A 17,607-nucleotide genomic window follows, 5' to 3' on the forward strand; every position below is an offset into this window, starting at 1 on the left:
CGTAGTGGTGACCGCGAGCGCGGCGGAGCCGGGCGAAGCGGGTCATCACCGACAGGCGTAGTGGTGACCGCGAGCGCGGCGGAGCCGGGCGAAGCGGGTCATCACCGACAGGCGTAGTGGTGACCGCGAGCGCTTAGCGGGTCACCACCAGTGCGGCGAGCGCGGCACCGGGAATTGGTGGCGCTCCTCACCCCTGCCCGGGAACATGTCGGCCAGCACGACCGCCATCTCGAGGTAGCTGCGCCGGCTTTCCTTGCTCAGTCGATCCAGCTCGATCTGTTTGCCCTCGTGTACGTGCCGGTCGAACGGCAGCACCACCGTCGCGGCGACGCGCGCGGACAACCGCTCGAGTTCCTTGGCGGCCACCAGCTCCACCTTGGCCGGCTCGACGTGGTTGATCGCAAGGACCGTCGATCGCACCAACACTTGATATCCGTTGTTACCCAACCAATCCAGCGTGGTGGCGGTCTTCCGTATCGCATCGATCGAGGTGCTCGTCACCACGACCAGTGCCCGCGCCTCGGGCAGAACCGCTTCCATCACAACCGAATTGAGGGCCTTGGCGCAGTCCACCAGCACCACCGAATAGTGGTTTCGCAAGAGGGAAAACGCTCTGACCACGTCGGGACGCTCGAGCCGCCAGTCGGTGCGCGCATAGTCGGGCAATCCGAGCACTTCCAGGCCGAAGTTGTTCATGTAGGTGTGCGCCCGGACGTCCGCATAATCCGTGATCGCCTTGTCGGCGAGCAGTTCGGCCATCCCCAGGGAGTTAGGTCGGCCATGCCGCTCCACCAGGTCGCCGGCGTCAATGTCGACGGCGATGATCCGGTCGTGACGCACGTCGGCGAACGTCGACCCCAGCGCCTCCACCACCGCGGTCTTGCCGACACCGCCTTTGAGGTTGAGAACGGCGATGGGTAACGCTTCGCCCACCACGGCACGGATGCGGTTGCCTAGGTCCTGTTCGTACCGTGCGTCTTTGCCCGGGCCCAGGTCAACGCCGGTCACACGATGGATCACTTCTCGCCAGCTGAACCTCGAGGAGCCCTCGCGCTGCTGCTGGTCCAGTCCGTCCAGTGCGGTCCCGCCCGGCAGTCGCGGCGGCCGCGGCGGCGACGGGACTCGCGACGCCGGGGCGGGCGCGGGTGGCGGCGGAGGCGGCCTGAACGGCGGTCGGCGGATGGCTGGGTCCGAGGGATGGGGCTGCGGCAGTGTGGCGGCTGCCGAAACGGCGTCGATGCGCCGACCGGGTGGACGCGGCGGACGAACCGGCGGGCCCGCTGGACGAATCGGCGGGCCCGGTGTCCCTGCCGATGCCGATGCCGCGGGATGCTGAACGCCTCCGCGAATCGAACCGCGGTTGCTCACCCTCCCGGTATAACCGTTGGGCACCGGTCTGGAAACCACGAATTTGCGGCGAAGCTCCTGTAGCTGGTCAATCGTCGGGCAAATTCAGGCCGTTGTCGGGTCGCAGCCACCCGCCGTTCGCCGAATCCGGCGGGATCAACCGAAGAAGGCGGCGGCGTCGTCGTAGCGACTTTCCGGCACCAGCTTGAGCTGGCGCACGGCGTCGGCCAGCGCCACCCGGCCGATGTCCTGCCCCCGTAGCGACACCATCTGGCCGTATTCCCCCGCGTGGGCGGCGTCGGCCGCGTTGACACCGAACCGGGTGGCCAGCACCCGGTCGTAGGCCGTCGGGGTTCCCCCGCGCTGGACGTGGCCCAGCACGGTCACCCGGACTTCCTTATTGATCCGCTTTTCCACGTCGACGGCCAACTGGGCGGCCACGCCTGTGAAACGCTCATGGCCGAACTCGTCAAGCCCGCCTTCCCGCAACGCAATCGAACCGGGGATCGGCTTGGCGCCTTCGGCCACCACACAGATGAAGTGCGAGTCCCCGCGCTGGAAGCGCCGTTTGACGAGCCGGCACACCTCTTCGACATCGAAGGGTTGTTCGGGGATCAGCGTCATGTGTGCGCCCGAAGCCAGCCCGGCGTTCAGCGCGATCCAGCCCGCGTGCCTGCCCATCACCTCGACCAGCATCACCCGCTGGTGGGATTCGGCGGTGCTGTGCAACCGGTCGATGGCTTCGGTGGCGACCGTCAGCGCGGTGTCGTGGCCGAAAGTCACGTCGGTGCAATCGATGTCGTTGTCGATGGTCTTGGGCACGCCGACCACCGGAACGTTCTCTTCCGACAGCCAGTGCGCCGCCGTCAGGGTGCCTTCCCCGCCGATCGGGATGAGCACGTCGATGCCGTTGTCGTCGAGGGTCTGCTTGATCTGGTCCAGCCCGGCCCGCAGCTTGTCGGGATGCACTCGGGCGGTGCCGAGCATGGTTCCGCCCTTGGCCAGCAAGCGGTCGTTGCGGTCGTCGTTTTGCAGCTGTATGCGCCGGTTCTCCAGCAACCCGCGCCACCCGTCCTGGAATCCGACCACCGACGAGCCATATCGCGCGTCGCAGGTGCGCACCACCGCCCGGATGACGGCATTGAGCCCCGGGCAGTCGCCGCCCCCCGTGAGAATTCCGATCCGCATGCCCTCATCTTGCCTGGGGCGGCGGCCCTATGGCGTGGGCAAGCGCAAAATCGCCCCGGGAAGCGGTGCTACAGGGTGGGTGCCGACGGTAGCGGGCCGCGGGCGGCCTCGTAGGCCGCCCCCACTCGATATAGGCGGTCATCGGCCAACGCCGGCGCCATGATCTGCAGCCCGACCGGGAGGCCGTCGTCCGGCGACAGCCCCGACGGCACCGACATCCCGCAGTGGCCGGCCAGGTTCAGTGGCAGCGTGCACAGGTCGAACAGGTACATCGCCAGCGGGTCGTCGACCTTCTCGCCCAGGGGGAAGGCGGTGGTCGGCGTCGCGGGCGACACGACCACGTCGACGGACTCGTACGCCTTGTCGAGGTCGCGGGCGATCAGCGTGCGCACCTTCTGCGCCTGGTTGTAATAGGCGTCGTAGTAACCGGCCGACAGCGCGTAGGTGCCGATCATGATGCGCCGCTTGACTTCCGGGCCGAAACCGGCGGCGCGGGTCAGCGCCATCACTTCCTCGGCGCTGTGTGTCCCGTCGTCACCGACGCGCAGCCCGTAGCGCATCGCATCGAAGCGGGCAAGATTGCTCGACACCTCCGACGGCAAGATCAAGTAGTAGGCGGCCAGCGCGTATTCGAAGTGCGGGCAGTCGACTTCGCTCACCTCGGCGCCCAGCTCGGTCAGCCGCGCGACGGCGGCCTCGAACGAGGCCAGCACTCCCGGCTGGTAGCCGTCGCCGCGAAGCTGCTTGACCACGCCGACGCGCACGCCCTTGAGGTCACCGGCCGCGCCGGCTTTGGCCGCGCCGACGACATCGGGCACCGCCGCCTCGACAGACGTGGAGTCGCGGGTGTCGTGCCCGGCGATCACCTGGTGTAGCAGCGCGGTGTCCAGCACCGTGCGCGCGCACGGGCCGCCCTGATCCAATGACGACGCGCACGCCACCAGCCCGTATCGCGACACGGTGCCGTAGGTGGGTTTGACGCCGACCGTTGCGGTCAGCGCCGCCGGTTGCCGGATGGAGCCGCCGGTGTCGGATCCGATGGCCAGCGGCGCCTGGAACGCGGCCAACGCCGCCGCGCTGCCTCCCCCGGAGCCGCCGGGCACCCGGTCGAGGTTCCAGGGGTTACGGGTGGGGCCGTAGGCGGAGTTCTCCGTCGACGAGCCCATCGCGAACTCGTCCATGTTGGTCTTGCCCAGGATCGGGATGCCCGCGGCACGCAGCCGCGTGGTGACGGTGGCGTCGTAGGGGGACCGCCAGCCTTCGAGGATCTTGGAGCCGCAGGTGGTGGGCATGTCGACGGTGGTGAAGACGTCTTTGAGCGCCAACGGCACGCCCGCCAGCGACGACGGCAGCCGCTCCCCCGCGGCCACCGCCTCGTCGACCCGCTTGTCAATGGCCGCTGCCGCGGCAAGCGCCTCGTCGGCAGCCACGTGCAGGAAGGCGTGATACCGGTCGTCGGTCGCCGCGATCTGGTCCAGGCATGCCTGGGTGACCTCGACCGACGACACTTCTTTGGCGGCGATCCGGGCGGCCAGGGTCGCGGCGTCGGACCGGATGATGTCGTTCACTCGCTGTCCCCGAGGATCTGCGGCACCGCGAAGCGGCCGTCGGCGGCCTCGGGCGCCTCGGCCAGCGCTTCCTGCTGGGTCAAGCAGGGTGCCGGCTCGTCCGGGCGGGTGACGTTCACGTCCTTGAGCGGGTTGTCGGTCGCTTCGACGCCGGTGACGTCGACCGCCTGCACCTGGCTGACGTGGGTCAGGATGGCATCGAGCTGGCCGGCGAAGCTGTCTAGCTCGCTATCGGTCAGCGCCAGCCGGGACAGCCGGGCCAGGTGCGCCACCTCGTCGCGGGAGATCTGAGACACGACAGGAAAGCCTAACGCCCTTGCCCGCGCGACCTCCGGGCACTCGGGTCCGGCGAGGGCTGCCCGTCGTACCGAGCCGAAATGCCGTCGACACATCGCTGTGTAACAGTGTTGGCCGTGCCGTCCTATCTGTTGCGCATCGAGCTGGTCGACCGCCCGGGCAGCCTGGGCTCGCTGGCCGTGGCGCTCGGTTCGGTGGGCGCCGACATCTTGTCGCTCGATGTGGTGGAGCGCAGCTCGGGGTATGCGATCGACGACCTGGTGATCGAGTTGCCGCCGGGGGCGATGCCGGACACGCTGATCACCGCCGCGGAGTCGCTTTCCGGTGTCCGCGTGGACAGCGTGCGACCGCACACCGGGTTGCTGGAAGCGCATCGCGAGTTGGAGCTGCTCGACCACGTGGCCGCGGCCGGCGACAAGGTGTCCCGGCTTCAGGTCCTGGCCAACGAGGCACCCCGGGTGCTGCGCGTCAGCTGGTGCACCGTGCTACGCAGTGCGGGCGATGAGCTGCACCGCCTGGCCGCCAGCCGGGGTGCGCCGGAGACGCGGGCGGATTCCGCCCCGTGGCTGCCGATCGAGCGGGCCGCGACGCTGGACAGCACCGGCGACTGGGTGCCCCAAGCGTGGCGCGACATGGACACGACGATGGTCGCGGCCCCGCTGGGCGATCCGCACACGGCGGTGGTGCTGGGCCGCCCGGGCCCGGAATTCCGGCCGTCGGAGGTGGCCCGGCTGGGTTACCTGGCCGGGATCGTGGCCACCATGCTGCGCTAGCGCGTCTGCGAGTTCGATCCGGACATCACCGCTGGGTCGTCGTCGTCCCACAGCAGCAGCTGCCGAACCGCCGGACGCGGACCGTAGGGTCGCAGCATCGTGCTGGCCGGGCGCGGGCGCACCCGTTGAGGCCACCAGAACCATCGGCCGAGAAGCGTTGCGACGGAAGGCGTCATGAATGACCGCACGATCAGCGTGTCGAACAACAACCCCAGGCCGATGGTGGTGCCGATCTGGCCGAGTACCTGAAACCCGCTGAAGATGAACGCGCACATGGTGACGGCGAAAACGATGCCCGCCGAGGTGACCACCGAACCGGAACCGGCCATCGCCCGGATGATGCCGGTATTCAACCCCGCATGAATCTCTTCCTTGAGCCTGGAGATCAACAGCAGGTTGTAGTCGGATCCGACCGCCAGCAACAGGATCACCGCCAGCGCGAGCACCACCCAATACAACTGAATGCCGAAGAGATACTGCCACACCAGAACTGACAGCCCGAACGAGGCGCCCAGCGACAGGGCCACCGTGCCCACGATGACGACCGCGGCGATCAGGCTGCGCGTGATGATCATCATGATCAGCAGGATCAGGCTGAGCGCGGCGAACGCCACGATCAGCAGGTCGTACTTGGCGCCGTCCTGGATGTCCTTGTACGTCGCCGCGGTCCCGCCGAGATAGACCCCGGCGCCGGCCAACGGCGTGCCCTTCAGTGCCTCATGCGCGGCCTTTGCGATCGGGGCGATGTGCGAAATGCCCTCGGTCGTCGCGGGATCGCCGTCATGCGTGACGATCATCCGAACGGCCTTGCCGTCGGGCGACAGGAACAACTTCAGCCCGCGCTTGAAGTCGGGGTTGTCGAAAACCTCGGGCGGTAGATAGAACGTGTCGTCGTTCTTGGCCGCGTCGAAGGCTCGTCCGAGTGCAGTCGCGTTGTCGATCGCCGCGGCGGTCTGCGCGTAGATGCCGGACAGCGTCGCGTAGTTGGTCAGGGTCAGATCGCGATTGGTTTCCTGGCTCGAAATCTGAGGCGGTATCAGCGCCGTGAGTTTCGGCTGCAGCGCGTCGAGCTTATCGAGCGAAGCCGTGAGGTCTTGGAATTTGTCCGTGAGCTCGTCGATCCCGTCGAGCGCATCGAAGAGGGACCGGAACGCGAAGCAGGCTGGAATGTCGTAACAGTGCCTCTCCCAATAGAAGTAGCTGCGAATCGGCCGGAAGAAATCGTCGAAGTTCGCGATCTTTTCGCGAATGTCTTGGATCGTGGCGAGCGTGTCGTGAAAGTTCTGCGTCTCGCCGTGGGTGGTGTCGGCCAGCTGCTGCTGCAGGACGTACTGCTGCTTCAGGATGTTGATGGTCTTCGACAGTTCGTTGGCCTGCTTGAGGGCGTCGTCGGCCCGATCTCGTTGATACTGCAGGTTTTGCTGCTGGCCGGCACTCTGATTGCTGATTACAAACGCGAGCGAGCTGTGGACGAGCGGGGTGCCCAACGGCCGGGTGATCGTCTGCACCTGCGCGACGCCGGGTACGTGAAACACCGCCTTGGCCACCCGGTCCAGGACGAGCATGTCGGCCGGGTTGCGCATGTCGTGATCCGTTTCGACCATCAGCAATTCGGGCTCGAGCCGGGCCCGCGAGAAATGCTTCTCGGCCGCCGTGTAGCCGATATTGGCCGGCGCGCTGTCGGGCATGTAGGGACGCGTGTCGTAACTCGTCTTGTATCCGGGCAGGGCGATCAGACCCACCAGAGCCAGTGCGCACGCGGCCGCGAGAACGGCACCCGGCCAGCGGACGATGGCGGTGCCGATCCGCCGCCATCCGCGGGTTCTCATCGCCCGCTTGGGGTCGAAGATGCCGGCCTTGGCGCCCAGGGTGAGGATCGCGGGCCCCAGCGTCAGCGCGGCGAAAAGCGCAACCAGGACCCCCAGAGCCGCTGGTATACCGAGACTTTGGAAATAGGGCAACCGGGTGAAACTCAGACAGGCCACCGCGCCGGCCACGGTCAGCCCGGAGCCCAACACGACGTGGGTGGTGCCGTGATACATGGTGTAGAAAGCTTTTTCGCGGTCTTCGCCGGTCTGGCGCGCTTCTTGGTAGCGGCCCACGAAAAATATCGCGTAGTCCGTTCCTGCCGCAATAACCAACAGGGTCAGGATGTTCGTCGCGTACGTCGACAGCCCGATGATTCCTGCGTTACCCAGAAACGCGACAAGACCTCGGGCAGCGGACATTTCGATGAGGACCGTGGCGAGCACCAGCAGTGTGGTAAGCACCGAGCGATAGACGAAGAACAACATCAACGCGATCACCCCGATGGTGATCCCAGTGACCTTCGCGGTGCCCTTGCTGCCGACGTCGAACTGATCTGAGATCAGCGGCGCCGCGCCGGTCACATAGACATTGACGCCAGGCGGCGGCTTCATGCGCTCAAGGATGTCGCGCAGCGCGCCGACGCCCTCGTTGGCCAGCGCCGAGCCCTGATTACCCGCAAGGTTCACCTGAACGTACGCGGCCTTACCGTCGGAGCTCTGCGAGCCCGCGGCGGTCAGGGTATCGCCCCAGTAATCCTGAACGTGCTCGACGTGCTTGCGGTCCTGCTCGAGCTTGCGGACCATCTCGTCGTAAAAGCGGTGGGCGTCCGCGCCGAGCGGCTTGTCGCCTTCCAACACGATCATGGCCGAGCTGTCGGTATCGAACTCGTGGAACACTTGGCCGATGCGCTTGATCGCCTTGAGCGACGGGGCATCTGGCGAGTTCAGCGCCACATTGTGGGTCCTACCCACCTCTTCCAGCTGGGGCACCGCAATGTTCGTGAGGGCGGCCAGCGCCACCCAGAACAACAGGATCGGCAGCGCGAGCCGGTGGATGGTGCGCGGCACAAAGGGCCGCGTCTGCTGATCGTCGCTTTGGTTGCTCATCCCGACTTATCCAGACAGAAGGTGTAGGCGTCAACTTTGTTGACGGTGCGTTGGTCTTTCACTTCGCCGTTGACGATGATGCGGCAACCCAGGGTGTCCCCGTTACCTTGCGCCACGACATTGGCGACGACCGCCGGCTCCGTCGTGGTGATGGTGAACGACCATGGCAGCGGGGCATCCTTGACTTGCTGCGGCTGGGCGTTGACATCAAGGTAGTTGATGGTCGCGGTTGCGCCGGGAGCCCCGAAGACTTCGAGCACCACCTGTTTGGGGTTGAAGGGGACGATCTCGTTGGAGAGGCCGCTGTTGGCCGACGTGTTGTTGTGCGAGCCGAAGATTCCGTGCAGGCGATAGATGGCAAACCCGGCAAGCGCGACGACCAGCACCGCGACCAGCACCATCCACCCCCGTTTGACCAGGGATGCCACCGAAATCCCCTTCACCCGTTCACCTTTCGATCATCGGGCGACACGCTCACCCTCGATGCGAGGGCGGCTGCCGGCGGGCCGGGCGTGATCGACAGCTACGACAGTACGGTACTGGACCGTACTGTACAAGAGACGCGAGCGTACACATTCATCGAAAGTTGGCTGACGGGGCGGTGACTGCGACGCTACCGGGTGGTTCTGGTCAGGCCAGGGATGAGGAACCCGTCGACAAGCGCTCGCACGGTGCTGCGGGTGGGTGGCCGGTCGGGGATGATGGACCGGAAGATGAGGTAGCCGGGCAGCAGATCCCAGAGCTCGTCGGTGATGGCGTCCGCGCCGATCTCGCCGCGGTCCACGGCCTGTTGCAGGACGTGCTGGATCAACGCCTTGCGCTGGTCGAGGAACTGGTGCTGCATGGCGTCTCTGAGCGCGGGGTGCCGCGACACCTCGACCATCACCGCGCGGATCGTGCTCGCGTGCTGGCCGCCCTCTTGGCAGACCGTCTCCCCCAGTCGCAGCAGGTCGCCCCGCAGCGTGCCAGTATTCGGCGGAACCGCGACCTGGCGGACGCCTTCGACGAAGGCGGCCAACACCAATTCGGCTTTCGAGGGCCAGCGCCGATACACCGTGGCCTTGCTGGCGCGGGCGGCACTGGCGACGGCATCCACGGTCAGTTGGTCATAGCCGTGTTCCTGCAGCAGCCGCAGGGTAACCGCCAGGATCTCGGCCTCTCGCGGCGACCACGGTGATTCCTGCGTGCACCGGTCGGCCGTCTGGGTCATAGCGCCCACGATAGAGCCGCTTGGGCGATGCGGCCCAATTTCGGCCGGCGCCGTTATCTCGATGTCAGCAGAGCGCGTTCGATGTCCGCGATGAGGTCGTCGGTGTCTTCGATGCCCAGCGAGATGCGCACGAATCCGTCGGTGACGGGATCGCCCCAGCGTGCCCGGCGATCCACCGACGTGTGCAGGCCACCGAAGCTGGTGGACGCGATCAGCAGCTCGCTGTTGTCGACGAGGGCGTGCACTGCGCCGGCGTCGGCCAATTCGATTGAGACCAGAGCCCCGAACCGGCGCATCTGCGCCATGGCCACGCGATGCGCCGGATCCTCAGCCAACCCCGGGTAGCGAACCGCCCGCACCGCCGGGTGGCGGGCCAACATTGTTGCCACCGCCCGGGCGTTCTGGCATTGCCGCTCGAAACGCAGACCGGCGCTTGCCAGGCTGCGCAACAGGAGCCAGGCCTCGAACCCGCCCAGGATCGCACCGGCGAGCAGCCGTTGGCGCTCCACGGCGGCGAGCAACTCGGGCTCGTTGGTGGCGACGTAGCCGGCCAGCAGGTCGCTGTGGCCGGACAGGGCCTTGGTTGCGCTGGCCACAACCGCGTCGGCGCCCAGCGACAACGGCTGCTGACCCAACGGAGTGGCGGCGGTGTTGTCGACGACCAAGCGCGCACCGCGATCACGGCAGATCTTGGCCAACCGGTGCAGATCAACCACGTCCAACGCCGGGTTGGTGGGCGTTTCGGCCAGCACCACGTCGGCGCCCGCGGCGGCGTCGTAGATCTGTGAACTCGACGCCTCGATGACGGCCACACCCGCCAGGTCTTCCCCGGCGAAGCGGCGCACTTGGTAATAGCCGTCGGCGGGCACGACCAAAGCCGATCCCGGCGTCGCCAGCGCCCGCAGCACGGCGCCGATGGCCGCCATACCCGAGCCGAACACCAGCGCACCGGTCGCTCCCTCCAGCTCGGCGAGCGCCGACTCCACTTGCCGCCACGTCGGATTGGAGCTGCGGCCATAGCTGTCGTTGCTGTCTGACGCACCACTTTGGACGCTGGACAGGTGATAGGTGGCGGCGAGCACCGCCTGCGGTGCCACCGGCTGACCCGAAATCGCCGGTGAGCTCGCAGCTTTGAGGCTGCGGGTGGAATCGCCGTAGCGACCGCTCATCGGTCTAGTCCGCCGGAGTTTCCGGCGGCCCCTCGGCCAGCAGCTTCCGGAAACCGTCCTCGTCGAGCACCGGCACGCCGAGCTCGACCGCCTTGTCGTACTTGGAGCCCGGTGCATCGCCGGCGACGACGTAGTCGGTCTTCTTCGACACCGAACCCGCGGCCTTTCCCCCGCGCGCGATGATCGCCTCCTTGGCGTCATCGCGCGAAAATCCGGCCAGCGAACCGGTGACGACAATCGTCAGCCCTTCCAGCGTGCGGGGCACGCTGGCGTCGCGCTCGTCGGCCATCCGTACCCCGGCGGCCCGCCACTTGTCGACGATCGCGCGGTGCCAGTCGACGGTGAACCACTCGGTGAGCGCGGCGGCGATCGTCGGACCGACACCCTCGACCGCGGCCAGCTGCTCGGTCGACGCCGCCATGATCGCGTCCAGGCTGCCGAATTCGGTGGCCAGGGCGCGCGCGGCCGTCGGACCGACATGCCGGATCGACAGCGCCACGAGGACCCGCCACAGCGCCACCGTCTTGGCCTTGTCCAGGTTGTCGAGCAGCCGCCTGCCGTTGGCGGACAAGGAGCCGGCCTTGGTCCGGAAGAGGTCGGTGCGCAACAGGTCGTCCTCGGTGAGCGTGAACAGATCGCCCTCGTCGGCGATCGCCCCGGCCTTGAGCAGCGCGATGGCCGCCTCGTAGCCCAGCCCCTCGATGTCGAGCGCTCCCCGGCCGGCGACGTGGAAGACGCGCTCTCGCAGCTGCGCCGGGCAGGACCGGGCATTGGGGCAGCGGATGTCGGCGTCACCCTCCTTGGCGGGGGCCAGCGTGGTGCCGCATTCGGGACATGTTGTGGGCATGACGAATTCGCGTTCGGACCCGTCCCTCAGGTCGACGACGGGGCCGAGCACCTCCGGGATCACGTCGCCGGCCTTGCGGATCATCACCGTGTCGCCGATCAGGACGCCCTTGCGCTTGACCTCGGCGGCGTTGTGCAGGGTCGCCAGCCCCACGGTTGACCCGGCCACCTTCACCGGCGTCATGAACGCGAACGGCGTGACGCGCCCGGTGCGCCCGACGTTGACCCGGATGTCGAGCAACTTGGTCTGCGCTTCCTGGGGTGGATACTTGTACGCAACGGCCCACCGCGGCGCCCGGGATGTGGTCCCCAGCCGGCGCTGCAGCGTGAAATCGTCGACTTTGACCACCACGCCATCGATTTCGTGATCGATCTCGTAGCGGTGCTCACCCCAATACCCGATCCGGTCCTCCACGGCGGCAAGGCCACGCACGCGCGCGGTCTGTTCGGCCACCGGCAAACCCCACGCTTTCAGCGCGGTGTAGGCGTCGTGCAGCGTCGCGGGCGCGAATCCATCGGTACGGCCGATGCCGTGGCAGATCATCCGCAGCTTGCGCCGGGCGGTGACCGCCGGATTCTTCTGGCGCAGCGAACCGGCTGCGCTGTTACGCGGATTGGCAAACGGCGCCTTGCCGTCCTCGACCAGGCTGGCGTTGAGCGCCTCGAAATCGGCCAGCATGAAGAAGACCTCGCCACGCACCTCGAGCACGGCGGGAATCGGCAAATCGTCACTGGCAGTGAGCCGCTCGGGCACGTCATCGATGGTACGCGCATTGAGCGTCACGTCCTCGCCGACCCGGCCGTCGCCGCGCGTGGCGGCCCGTTCCAGCCGGCCATCGCGGTACACCAGCGACAACGCCACCCCGTCGATCTTGAGTTCGCATAAGTAGTACGGCTCGCGGCCGATCTCGTTTTCGACGCGGTTGCTCCAGGCGACCAGCTCGTCGCGGTCGAACACGTCGTCGAGGCTCAGCATCCGCTCGAGGTGCTCAGCCTCGGTGAAGTCGGTGGCGAAGCCCGCCCCACCGACCAGCTGCGTCGGGGAATCCGGGACCCGCAGCTCGGGGTAACGGTCCTCCAGCGCCAGGAGCTCGTTGAACATCGTGTCGAATTCGGCATCGGAGACGATCGGCGCGTCCTTGATGTAGTAGCGGAACTGGTGTTCGCGGACTTCGCCGGCCAGTTCCTGCCACTGCCGCCGCACCTCGGGCGCCACCGAATCAGCTTCTGGTGAGCTCACCCTCGCAGGCTATCCGAGGTCGCCGACACCACGCCCGCGCGCTCCACTCAGGCCGATTCTTCGGCCGTTTCCGTAAAGCCGCCAAGAGGAACTTCCACGCCTTTTTGAAACGACAAAGCCACGCTCTGGATGAGCAATGTAGCAGCAAGCACGCCGACCCATAGCCAGGCTTCGCCCGGACTGATATGGGTGGCGGTATTTGCGTATCGCAATTCGACGATGGACCGTACTATCACGGCGGCCACGACGACGACGGTAAGGTAGGGGACGACCGTTCGGAATTGCCGCGCAATGCGGCTAGCGGGCGATTCCGAACGCCGCCTCTTGATTCCGAGAAACCACGCGACGGCGCCGACGATTCCGACCGCCAGCGGTATCGGAATCGCGAGCCGGGTGGCCCAGACCCACAATGGCTGAAGCGGCTGGTGTTTTTCCGGATCGCCCAGCGATAGCGCCAGGTGTGTGAGCGTGTCTTCGACCAAGAACACGGAGATCGGGGGCACGAGCACCACCAAGATGAAGACACAGTGCTGGGCGAGCACGCCGGCTGAACCCGAGAAGAACTGCACGATGGCGTTGAGCAGCATGTAGATGGAGGCCGCGAACGAGACGGCGGTGAGGACTTCGGCCGACGCGGCGCGGCCATCGGTCAGGGCACATCCACTTTCGCCGGCCAGCAGGGCATATCGCAGGGTGGTCAGAAACAGGCCCAGAAACGCACACACCAATGCAATTCCGACTTGTGTGTCGTGCTCGACCTCACGCGGCTCCAGCGGACGACCATCGGTGCGGCGCCGGTAGGCGCGATCGATCACCAGATTTATGACCACGAAGGCAAAACCGGCGAGAATGCCGGTGAACTGGGCATAGCTCCGGGCCACGATCGATATGTCGAAGCCGGTCCAAAGGGTGCAGGAGTCAGCAATCTGTCTCGTGACCATTGTCGAGATGTTAGTCGCAGCGACCACGGCCCCAGCAGATTTTGACTCGCGCCGCGTTCGCCATTGTTAATCGTTTTCTCCAACGGAAAGCTAAATGGCGTCGGGGTCCTCGGCGAAAGCCTCGGACGCCTTGCGGGCCAGGTCGATCGCCAGGCGGGCCCACTCGGGTGTCGCGCCGGCCAGACCACACGCCGGGGTGACGCCGATGCGATCGCGCAGCGCCGAGCGAGCGAAGCCGAGGCGGTCCGTCACCGCGACCAGCGCGGCGGCCACCTCTTCGGCCGAGGGTCGCCGTGGCGGGGCGCTGGCGGCGACCACCCCCAACATGACCGTGCGACCCGATTCGACGAACGCGGCGACACCGTCGAGATCCGCCGCGATCAGCGTGCTCGCGTCCACCGATACCGCACCAATGCTGCTGCCCTGCAACATGTTCCATGGCAGGTCCGGGGCGCAACTGTGCAACAGCACCTCGCCTCCCACCCTGGCGGCACAGGCGTCGAGCAGGGCGACGGCCACCGCCTCGTCGAGCGGTGCCACCGGGCTCAGCGCCGTCACACCGGTCAGCCGTCCGCCCAATGCCTTCGGCAGCGACGGCTCGTCGAACTGCACCACCACCGGCGTCTCGAGCCGGCGGGCCAGCGCCGCGCGGTGGACGGCGACGCCTTCGGCCAGCGACGCCGCCAGATCGCTCACGGCGCCGGCATCGGTGATCGCCCGATGGCCGTTGGCCAGCTCGAGCTCGGCCGCCAGCGTGATCGGTCCGGGAGCCTGCACCTTGACCACGCGGGCGCCCCCGCGCAGACCGGCCACCTCCCAGGCCTCCTCCAGCGCGTCCATGTCCTCGTCGAGCAGACTGACCGCGCGGCGGGTGACCGCGCCCGGGCGAGCCGCAATGCGATAGCCCCGCGGCACGATATCGATGGCCACATCGATCAGCAGCGCACCGGCCCGACCGATCATGTCAGCGCCCACTCCCCGGGCGGGCAACTCGACGATGTGGGACAGCGCGCCGGCCAACTCCCCGACGACGACCTCGGCGGCCTCCCGCGGCTTGATGCCGGGCCACGACCCGACACCGCTGGCCCTCGCGAAAACACTCACCCGCCCAACCATATTCGACACCACCTCACCCGCCGGCGGCCAGGGGTGTCAGCCGCGCGAGCGCACGGGTAGGTTCGACGCAAGAAGGGGTGCGAAAACGTGTCGCGGATGTCGAGATTGGCATGGCCGCTGCTGTGCGGGGCGGTGGTGCTGGCCGCGGCGTGCACCCGGGTGGTGGACGGGGCGGCGGTGGCCGGATTCGGTTCCCCGCGCCGGGCCGTGCAGGGCATCAACGTCGACACGATCCTGTTGGACCAGTCGCGGATGCGCGCGATCACCGGCGCCGGCGAGCACCTGACGATCATCCCGTCGATGGACGGCACCAGCCCGGTGGACATCAACGCGCTCGCCGATACCACGCCGCACGAGTGTCGGTTCATCTACGCCGAGACGGCGACGTTCGGGCCCGATGTCGAAGAATTCCACAAGACGACCTTCCAAGACCCGCCCGACGGCGCGCTGATCTCGGAAGGGGCCGCGGCCTACCGGGATGTCGACACCGCACGGCGCACGTTCGACGCGTTGGTGACCACGGTCGGGGATTGCGCGAACGGCTCGGCCGGCCAGCAATACGTCGGCGACTGGAAGGCCGACGCCGGCTCGCTGCACCTGCGGCCGGGCGGCTGTGGCCGCGATTATCGGCTGCGGTCAGTGGCCATCCTGGAGGTCACCTTCTGCGGCTTTGCGCAATCGGTGTCCGACATCGTGATGACGAACATCCTCGCGAACGTACCGGCCTAGCGTGCGGTGCCGGCGATGGTGGCGCTGCCGAGCACCTCGTCACCGTCCGCGTCGGGGCGGTACAGCACCAGCGTCTGGCCGCGCGCGACGCCGCGCAGCGGAGCGCGCAACCGCACAACAAGCTCGTCTCCGGCCAATTCCGCTACCGCACCGGCAGTTTCACCGTGCGCCCGCACCTGGACCGCGCACTCGACGGGGCCCGATGGCGGCCGTCCCGCGGTGAAGACCGCCTCCCGCCCGCGCAATTCGCGCACGTCGAGGTCGGCCGCCTCCCCCACCCGAACGGTCGCGGTGTCGGCGTCGATGGCCGTCACGTAGCGCGGGCGGCCGTCGGGCCCCGGCCCGGCGATGCCCAGTCCCTTGCGCTGGCCGATGGTGAAACCGTGCACCCCGTCGTGCTCGGCGAGCACCGCGCCTTCCGCGCCGACCACGGTGCCGCGGCGAACCGCGATGCGCTCGCCCAGGAAGGCCCGGGTGTTCCCGGACGGGATGAAGCAGATGTCGTGACTGTCCGGCTTCTCCGCGACCGCGAGGCCGCGGCGGGCGGCTTCGGCACGAATCTGCGCCTTGGGAGTGTCCCCGATCGGGAACGTCGCGTGGCGCAGCTGCTCGGCGGTCAGCACGGCCAGCACGTAGGACTGGTCCTTGTCTTGATCGACCGCGCGGCGGAGCCGCCCACCGGAGAGCCTGGCGTAGTGACCGGTGGCCACCGTATCGAAGCCCAGCGCAAGGGCTTTCACCGACAGCGCCGAGAACTTGATCCGCTGATTGCACCGCACGCAAGGGTTGGGCGTTTCGCCGCGCGCGTACGACGACACAAAATCGTCGATCACGTCCGCCTGGAACTTCTCGGCGAAATCCCAGACGTAGAACGGGATTCCGAGCACATCAGCAACGCGGCTCGCATCCGAGGCGTCTTCTTTCGAGCAGCACCCGCGCGAACCGGTGCGCAACGTGCCGGGCGCGGTTGACAATGCCAGGTGCACGCCGACCACGTCGTGCCCGGCGTCGACCATGCGGGCGGCGGCGACCGACGAGTCGACGCCGCCACTCATCGCGGCGAGGACCCTCATTGCGGAGCCCCTGCGGCGGCCAGCGCGGCCCGGCGGGCGCGGTCCACCGCCGCGGGCAGCACCTGCAACACCGCATCGACATCGGCGTCAACACTGGTGTGCCCCAACGATATTCGCAAGGACCCGCGGGCGGTGGCGGGGTCGGCGCCCATCGCGAGCAACACATGCGACGGTTGCGCGACGCCGGCGGTGCACGCCGATCCGGTCGAACACTCGATTCCGTTGGCGTCCAACAGCATCAACAGCGCGTCGCCTTCGCAGCCGCGGAAGGTGAAGTGGGCGTTGCCGGGCAACCGCACCGGGTCGCGGGCACCGTTGAGGCCGACGTCCTCGATGCCGGCCAGCACCCCTTCGATCAGGCGATCCCGCAACACACGCAGGCGTGCGCCGTTCGCCTCGATCCCGTCCACCGCGATTCGGGCCGCGGTCGCCATGCCGACCGCGCCGGCGACATCGGCAGTGCCGGAGCGAATGTCGCGCTCTTGTCCGCCCCCGTGTGACAGCGGGACACACGTCACGTCCCGGCGCAGCAGTAGCGCTCCCACACCGGGAGGACCGCCGAACTTGTGCGCGGCCACGCTCATCGCCGAGAGCCCGCTCGCGGCGAAGCCCACCGGCAACTGCCCCACCGCCTGCACGGCGTCGCTGTGCATCGGAACCCCGAATTCGGCCGCCACGGCGGCGAGCTCGGCGGCCGGCATCACGGTGCCGACCTCGTTGTTGGCCCACATCACCGACACCAACGCGACATCGTCGTGGCTCCGCAGCGCCTCGCGCAGCGCGGCCGCCGACACGGAGCCGTCGGCAGCGGTCGGCAGCCACGTCACCTCGGCGCCTTCGTGTTCGACGAGCCAGTTGACCGAGTCCAGGACGGCGTGGTGTTCCACCTCGCTGGTGATGATGCGCCGGTGGCGCGGTTCGGCGTCGCGGCGGGCCCAATAGATGCCCTTGACGGCCAGGTTGTCGCTTTCGGTCCCGCCCGCGGTGAAAATGACCTCGGACGGACGGGCGCCCAGCCTGTCGGCGATCAGCTCGCGGGATTCCTCGATGCGCCGCCGCGCCGTCCGGCCGCTGGTGTGCAGCGAGGAGGCGTTGCCCACAGTGCCCAGCATCGCCGTCATCGCCTCGACGGCGGCGGGGTGCATCGGCGTGGTAGCGGCGTGATCCAGGTAGACCATGACGCGACCCACGATAC

The 17,607-nt window shown here is 67.8% G+C and carries 15 protein-coding genes; 2 read left to right on the forward strand and 13 right to left on the reverse strand.

Features of this window, described 5'->3' with window-relative positions:
• Positions 1-141: 141 nt before the first annotated feature.
• From AWC17_RS19560 to gatC, 4 genes are all read right to left on the reverse strand, one after another.
• The gene (locus AWC17_RS19560; RefSeq protein WP_244193509.1) at positions 142-1,008 is read right to left on the reverse strand and encodes a MinD/ParA family ATP-binding protein; all 867 of its coding nucleotides are present in this window, start codon (positions 1,006-1,008) and stop codon (positions 142-144) included.
• Between the two features lie 495 nt (positions 1,009-1,503).
• A complete protein-coding gene (locus tag AWC17_RS19565) occupies positions 1,504-2,535 on the reverse strand; it encodes an ATP-dependent 6-phosphofructokinase (RefSeq protein ID WP_046183986.1) in 1,032 nt (343 codons plus the stop codon).
• Positions 2,536-2,603: 68 nt separating this feature from the next.
• Complete coding sequence (gene gatA / locus AWC17_RS19570; RefSeq protein ID WP_046183987.1) at positions 2,604-4,103, reverse strand: Asp-tRNA(Asn)/Glu-tRNA(Gln) amidotransferase subunit GatA; 1,500 nt, start codon at positions 4,101-4,103, stop codon at positions 2,604-2,606.
• A complete protein-coding gene (gene gatC / locus AWC17_RS19575; RefSeq protein ID WP_046183988.1) occupies positions 4,100-4,399 on the reverse strand; it encodes an Asp-tRNA(Asn)/Glu-tRNA(Gln) amidotransferase subunit GatC in 300 nt (99 codons plus the stop codon). The genes gatA and gatC overlap by 4 nt, the downstream gene beginning before the upstream one ends.
• A 117-nt stretch (positions 4,400-4,516) precedes the next feature.
• On the opposite strand from gatC, the gene AWC17_RS19580 reads away from it, so the two are divergent.
• Positions 4,517-5,173, forward strand: a complete 657-nt coding sequence (locus tag AWC17_RS19580; RefSeq protein WP_141224688.1) for an ACT domain-containing protein — start codon at positions 4,517-4,519, stop codon at positions 5,171-5,173.
• On the opposite strand, the gene AWC17_RS19585 is transcribed toward AWC17_RS19580, so the two are convergent.
• From AWC17_RS19585 to AWC17_RS19615, 7 genes are all read right to left on the reverse strand, one after another.
• On the reverse strand, positions 5,170-8,088 hold the full coding sequence (locus AWC17_RS19585) for an MMPL/RND family transporter (RefSeq protein ID WP_085164977.1): 2,919 nt from the start codon (positions 8,086-8,088) through the stop codon (positions 5,170-5,172). The genes AWC17_RS19580 and AWC17_RS19585 overlap by 4 nt on opposite strands.
• Entirely contained in the window at positions 8,085-8,531 is a 447-nt protein-coding gene (locus AWC17_RS19590; protein ID WP_197083435.1) for an MmpS family transport accessory protein, read from the reverse strand. The genes AWC17_RS19585 and AWC17_RS19590 overlap by 4 nt, the downstream gene beginning before the upstream one ends.
• A gap of 170 nt (positions 8,532-8,701) precedes the next feature.
• Positions 8,702-9,310: a TetR/AcrR family transcriptional regulator gene (locus AWC17_RS19595; RefSeq protein WP_141224689.1), complete on the reverse strand. Its 609-nt coding sequence runs from the start codon at positions 9,308-9,310 to the stop codon at positions 8,702-8,704.
• A gap of 41 nt (positions 9,311-9,351) precedes the next feature.
• Complete coding sequence (locus tag AWC17_RS19600; RefSeq protein ID WP_046184639.1) at positions 9,352-10,467, reverse strand: cystathionine gamma-lyase; 1,116 nt, start codon at positions 10,465-10,467, stop codon at positions 9,352-9,354.
• Between the two features lie 4 nt (positions 10,468-10,471).
• Positions 10,472-12,553 (reverse strand): NAD-dependent DNA ligase LigA, encoded by a 2,082-nt coding sequence (ligA, locus tag AWC17_RS19605; protein WP_046184640.1) that lies wholly within the window; start codon positions 12,551-12,553, stop codon positions 10,472-10,474.
• A 47-nt stretch (positions 12,554-12,600) separates the two neighbouring features.
• Entirely contained in the window at positions 12,601-13,494 is an 894-nt protein-coding gene (locus AWC17_RS19610) for a hypothetical protein (protein ID WP_046184641.1), read from the reverse strand.
• A 90-nt stretch (positions 13,495-13,584) separates the two neighbouring features.
• Positions 13,585-14,598, reverse strand: a complete 1,014-nt coding sequence (locus AWC17_RS19615) for a uroporphyrinogen decarboxylase/cobalamine-independent methonine synthase family protein (protein ID WP_085164979.1) — start codon at positions 14,596-14,598, stop codon at positions 13,585-13,587.
• 108 nt (positions 14,599-14,706) lie between these two features.
• Between AWC17_RS19615 and AWC17_RS19620 the strand changes: the two genes are divergently transcribed.
• Positions 14,707-15,339, forward strand: coding sequence for a sensor domain-containing protein (locus tag AWC17_RS19620; RefSeq protein WP_046184642.1), 633 nt, complete (start codon positions 14,707-14,709; stop codon positions 15,337-15,339).
• Here the strand turns inward: AWC17_RS19620 and mnmA are convergent.
• Together mnmA and AWC17_RS19630 are read right to left on the reverse strand one after the other, a co-directional pair.
• Positions 15,336-16,412, reverse strand: coding sequence for a tRNA 2-thiouridine(34) synthase MnmA (gene mnmA, locus AWC17_RS19625; RefSeq protein ID WP_046184643.1), 1,077 nt, complete (start codon positions 16,410-16,412; stop codon positions 15,336-15,338). The two genes, AWC17_RS19620 and mnmA, sit on opposite strands and share 4 nt — an antisense overlap.
• The gene (locus AWC17_RS19630) at positions 16,409-17,590 is read right to left on the reverse strand and encodes a cysteine desulfurase family protein (RefSeq protein WP_085164981.1); all 1,182 of its coding nucleotides are present in this window, start codon (positions 17,588-17,590) and stop codon (positions 16,409-16,411) included. The genes mnmA and AWC17_RS19630 overlap by 4 nt, the downstream gene beginning before the upstream one ends.
• Between the last annotated feature and the right edge of the window lie 17 nt (positions 17,591-17,607).

The organism is Mycobacterium nebraskense (assembly GCF_002102255.1).
GTDB classification, from domain to species: domain Bacteria; phylum Actinomycetota; class Actinomycetes; order Mycobacteriales; family Mycobacteriaceae; genus Mycobacterium; species Mycobacterium nebraskense.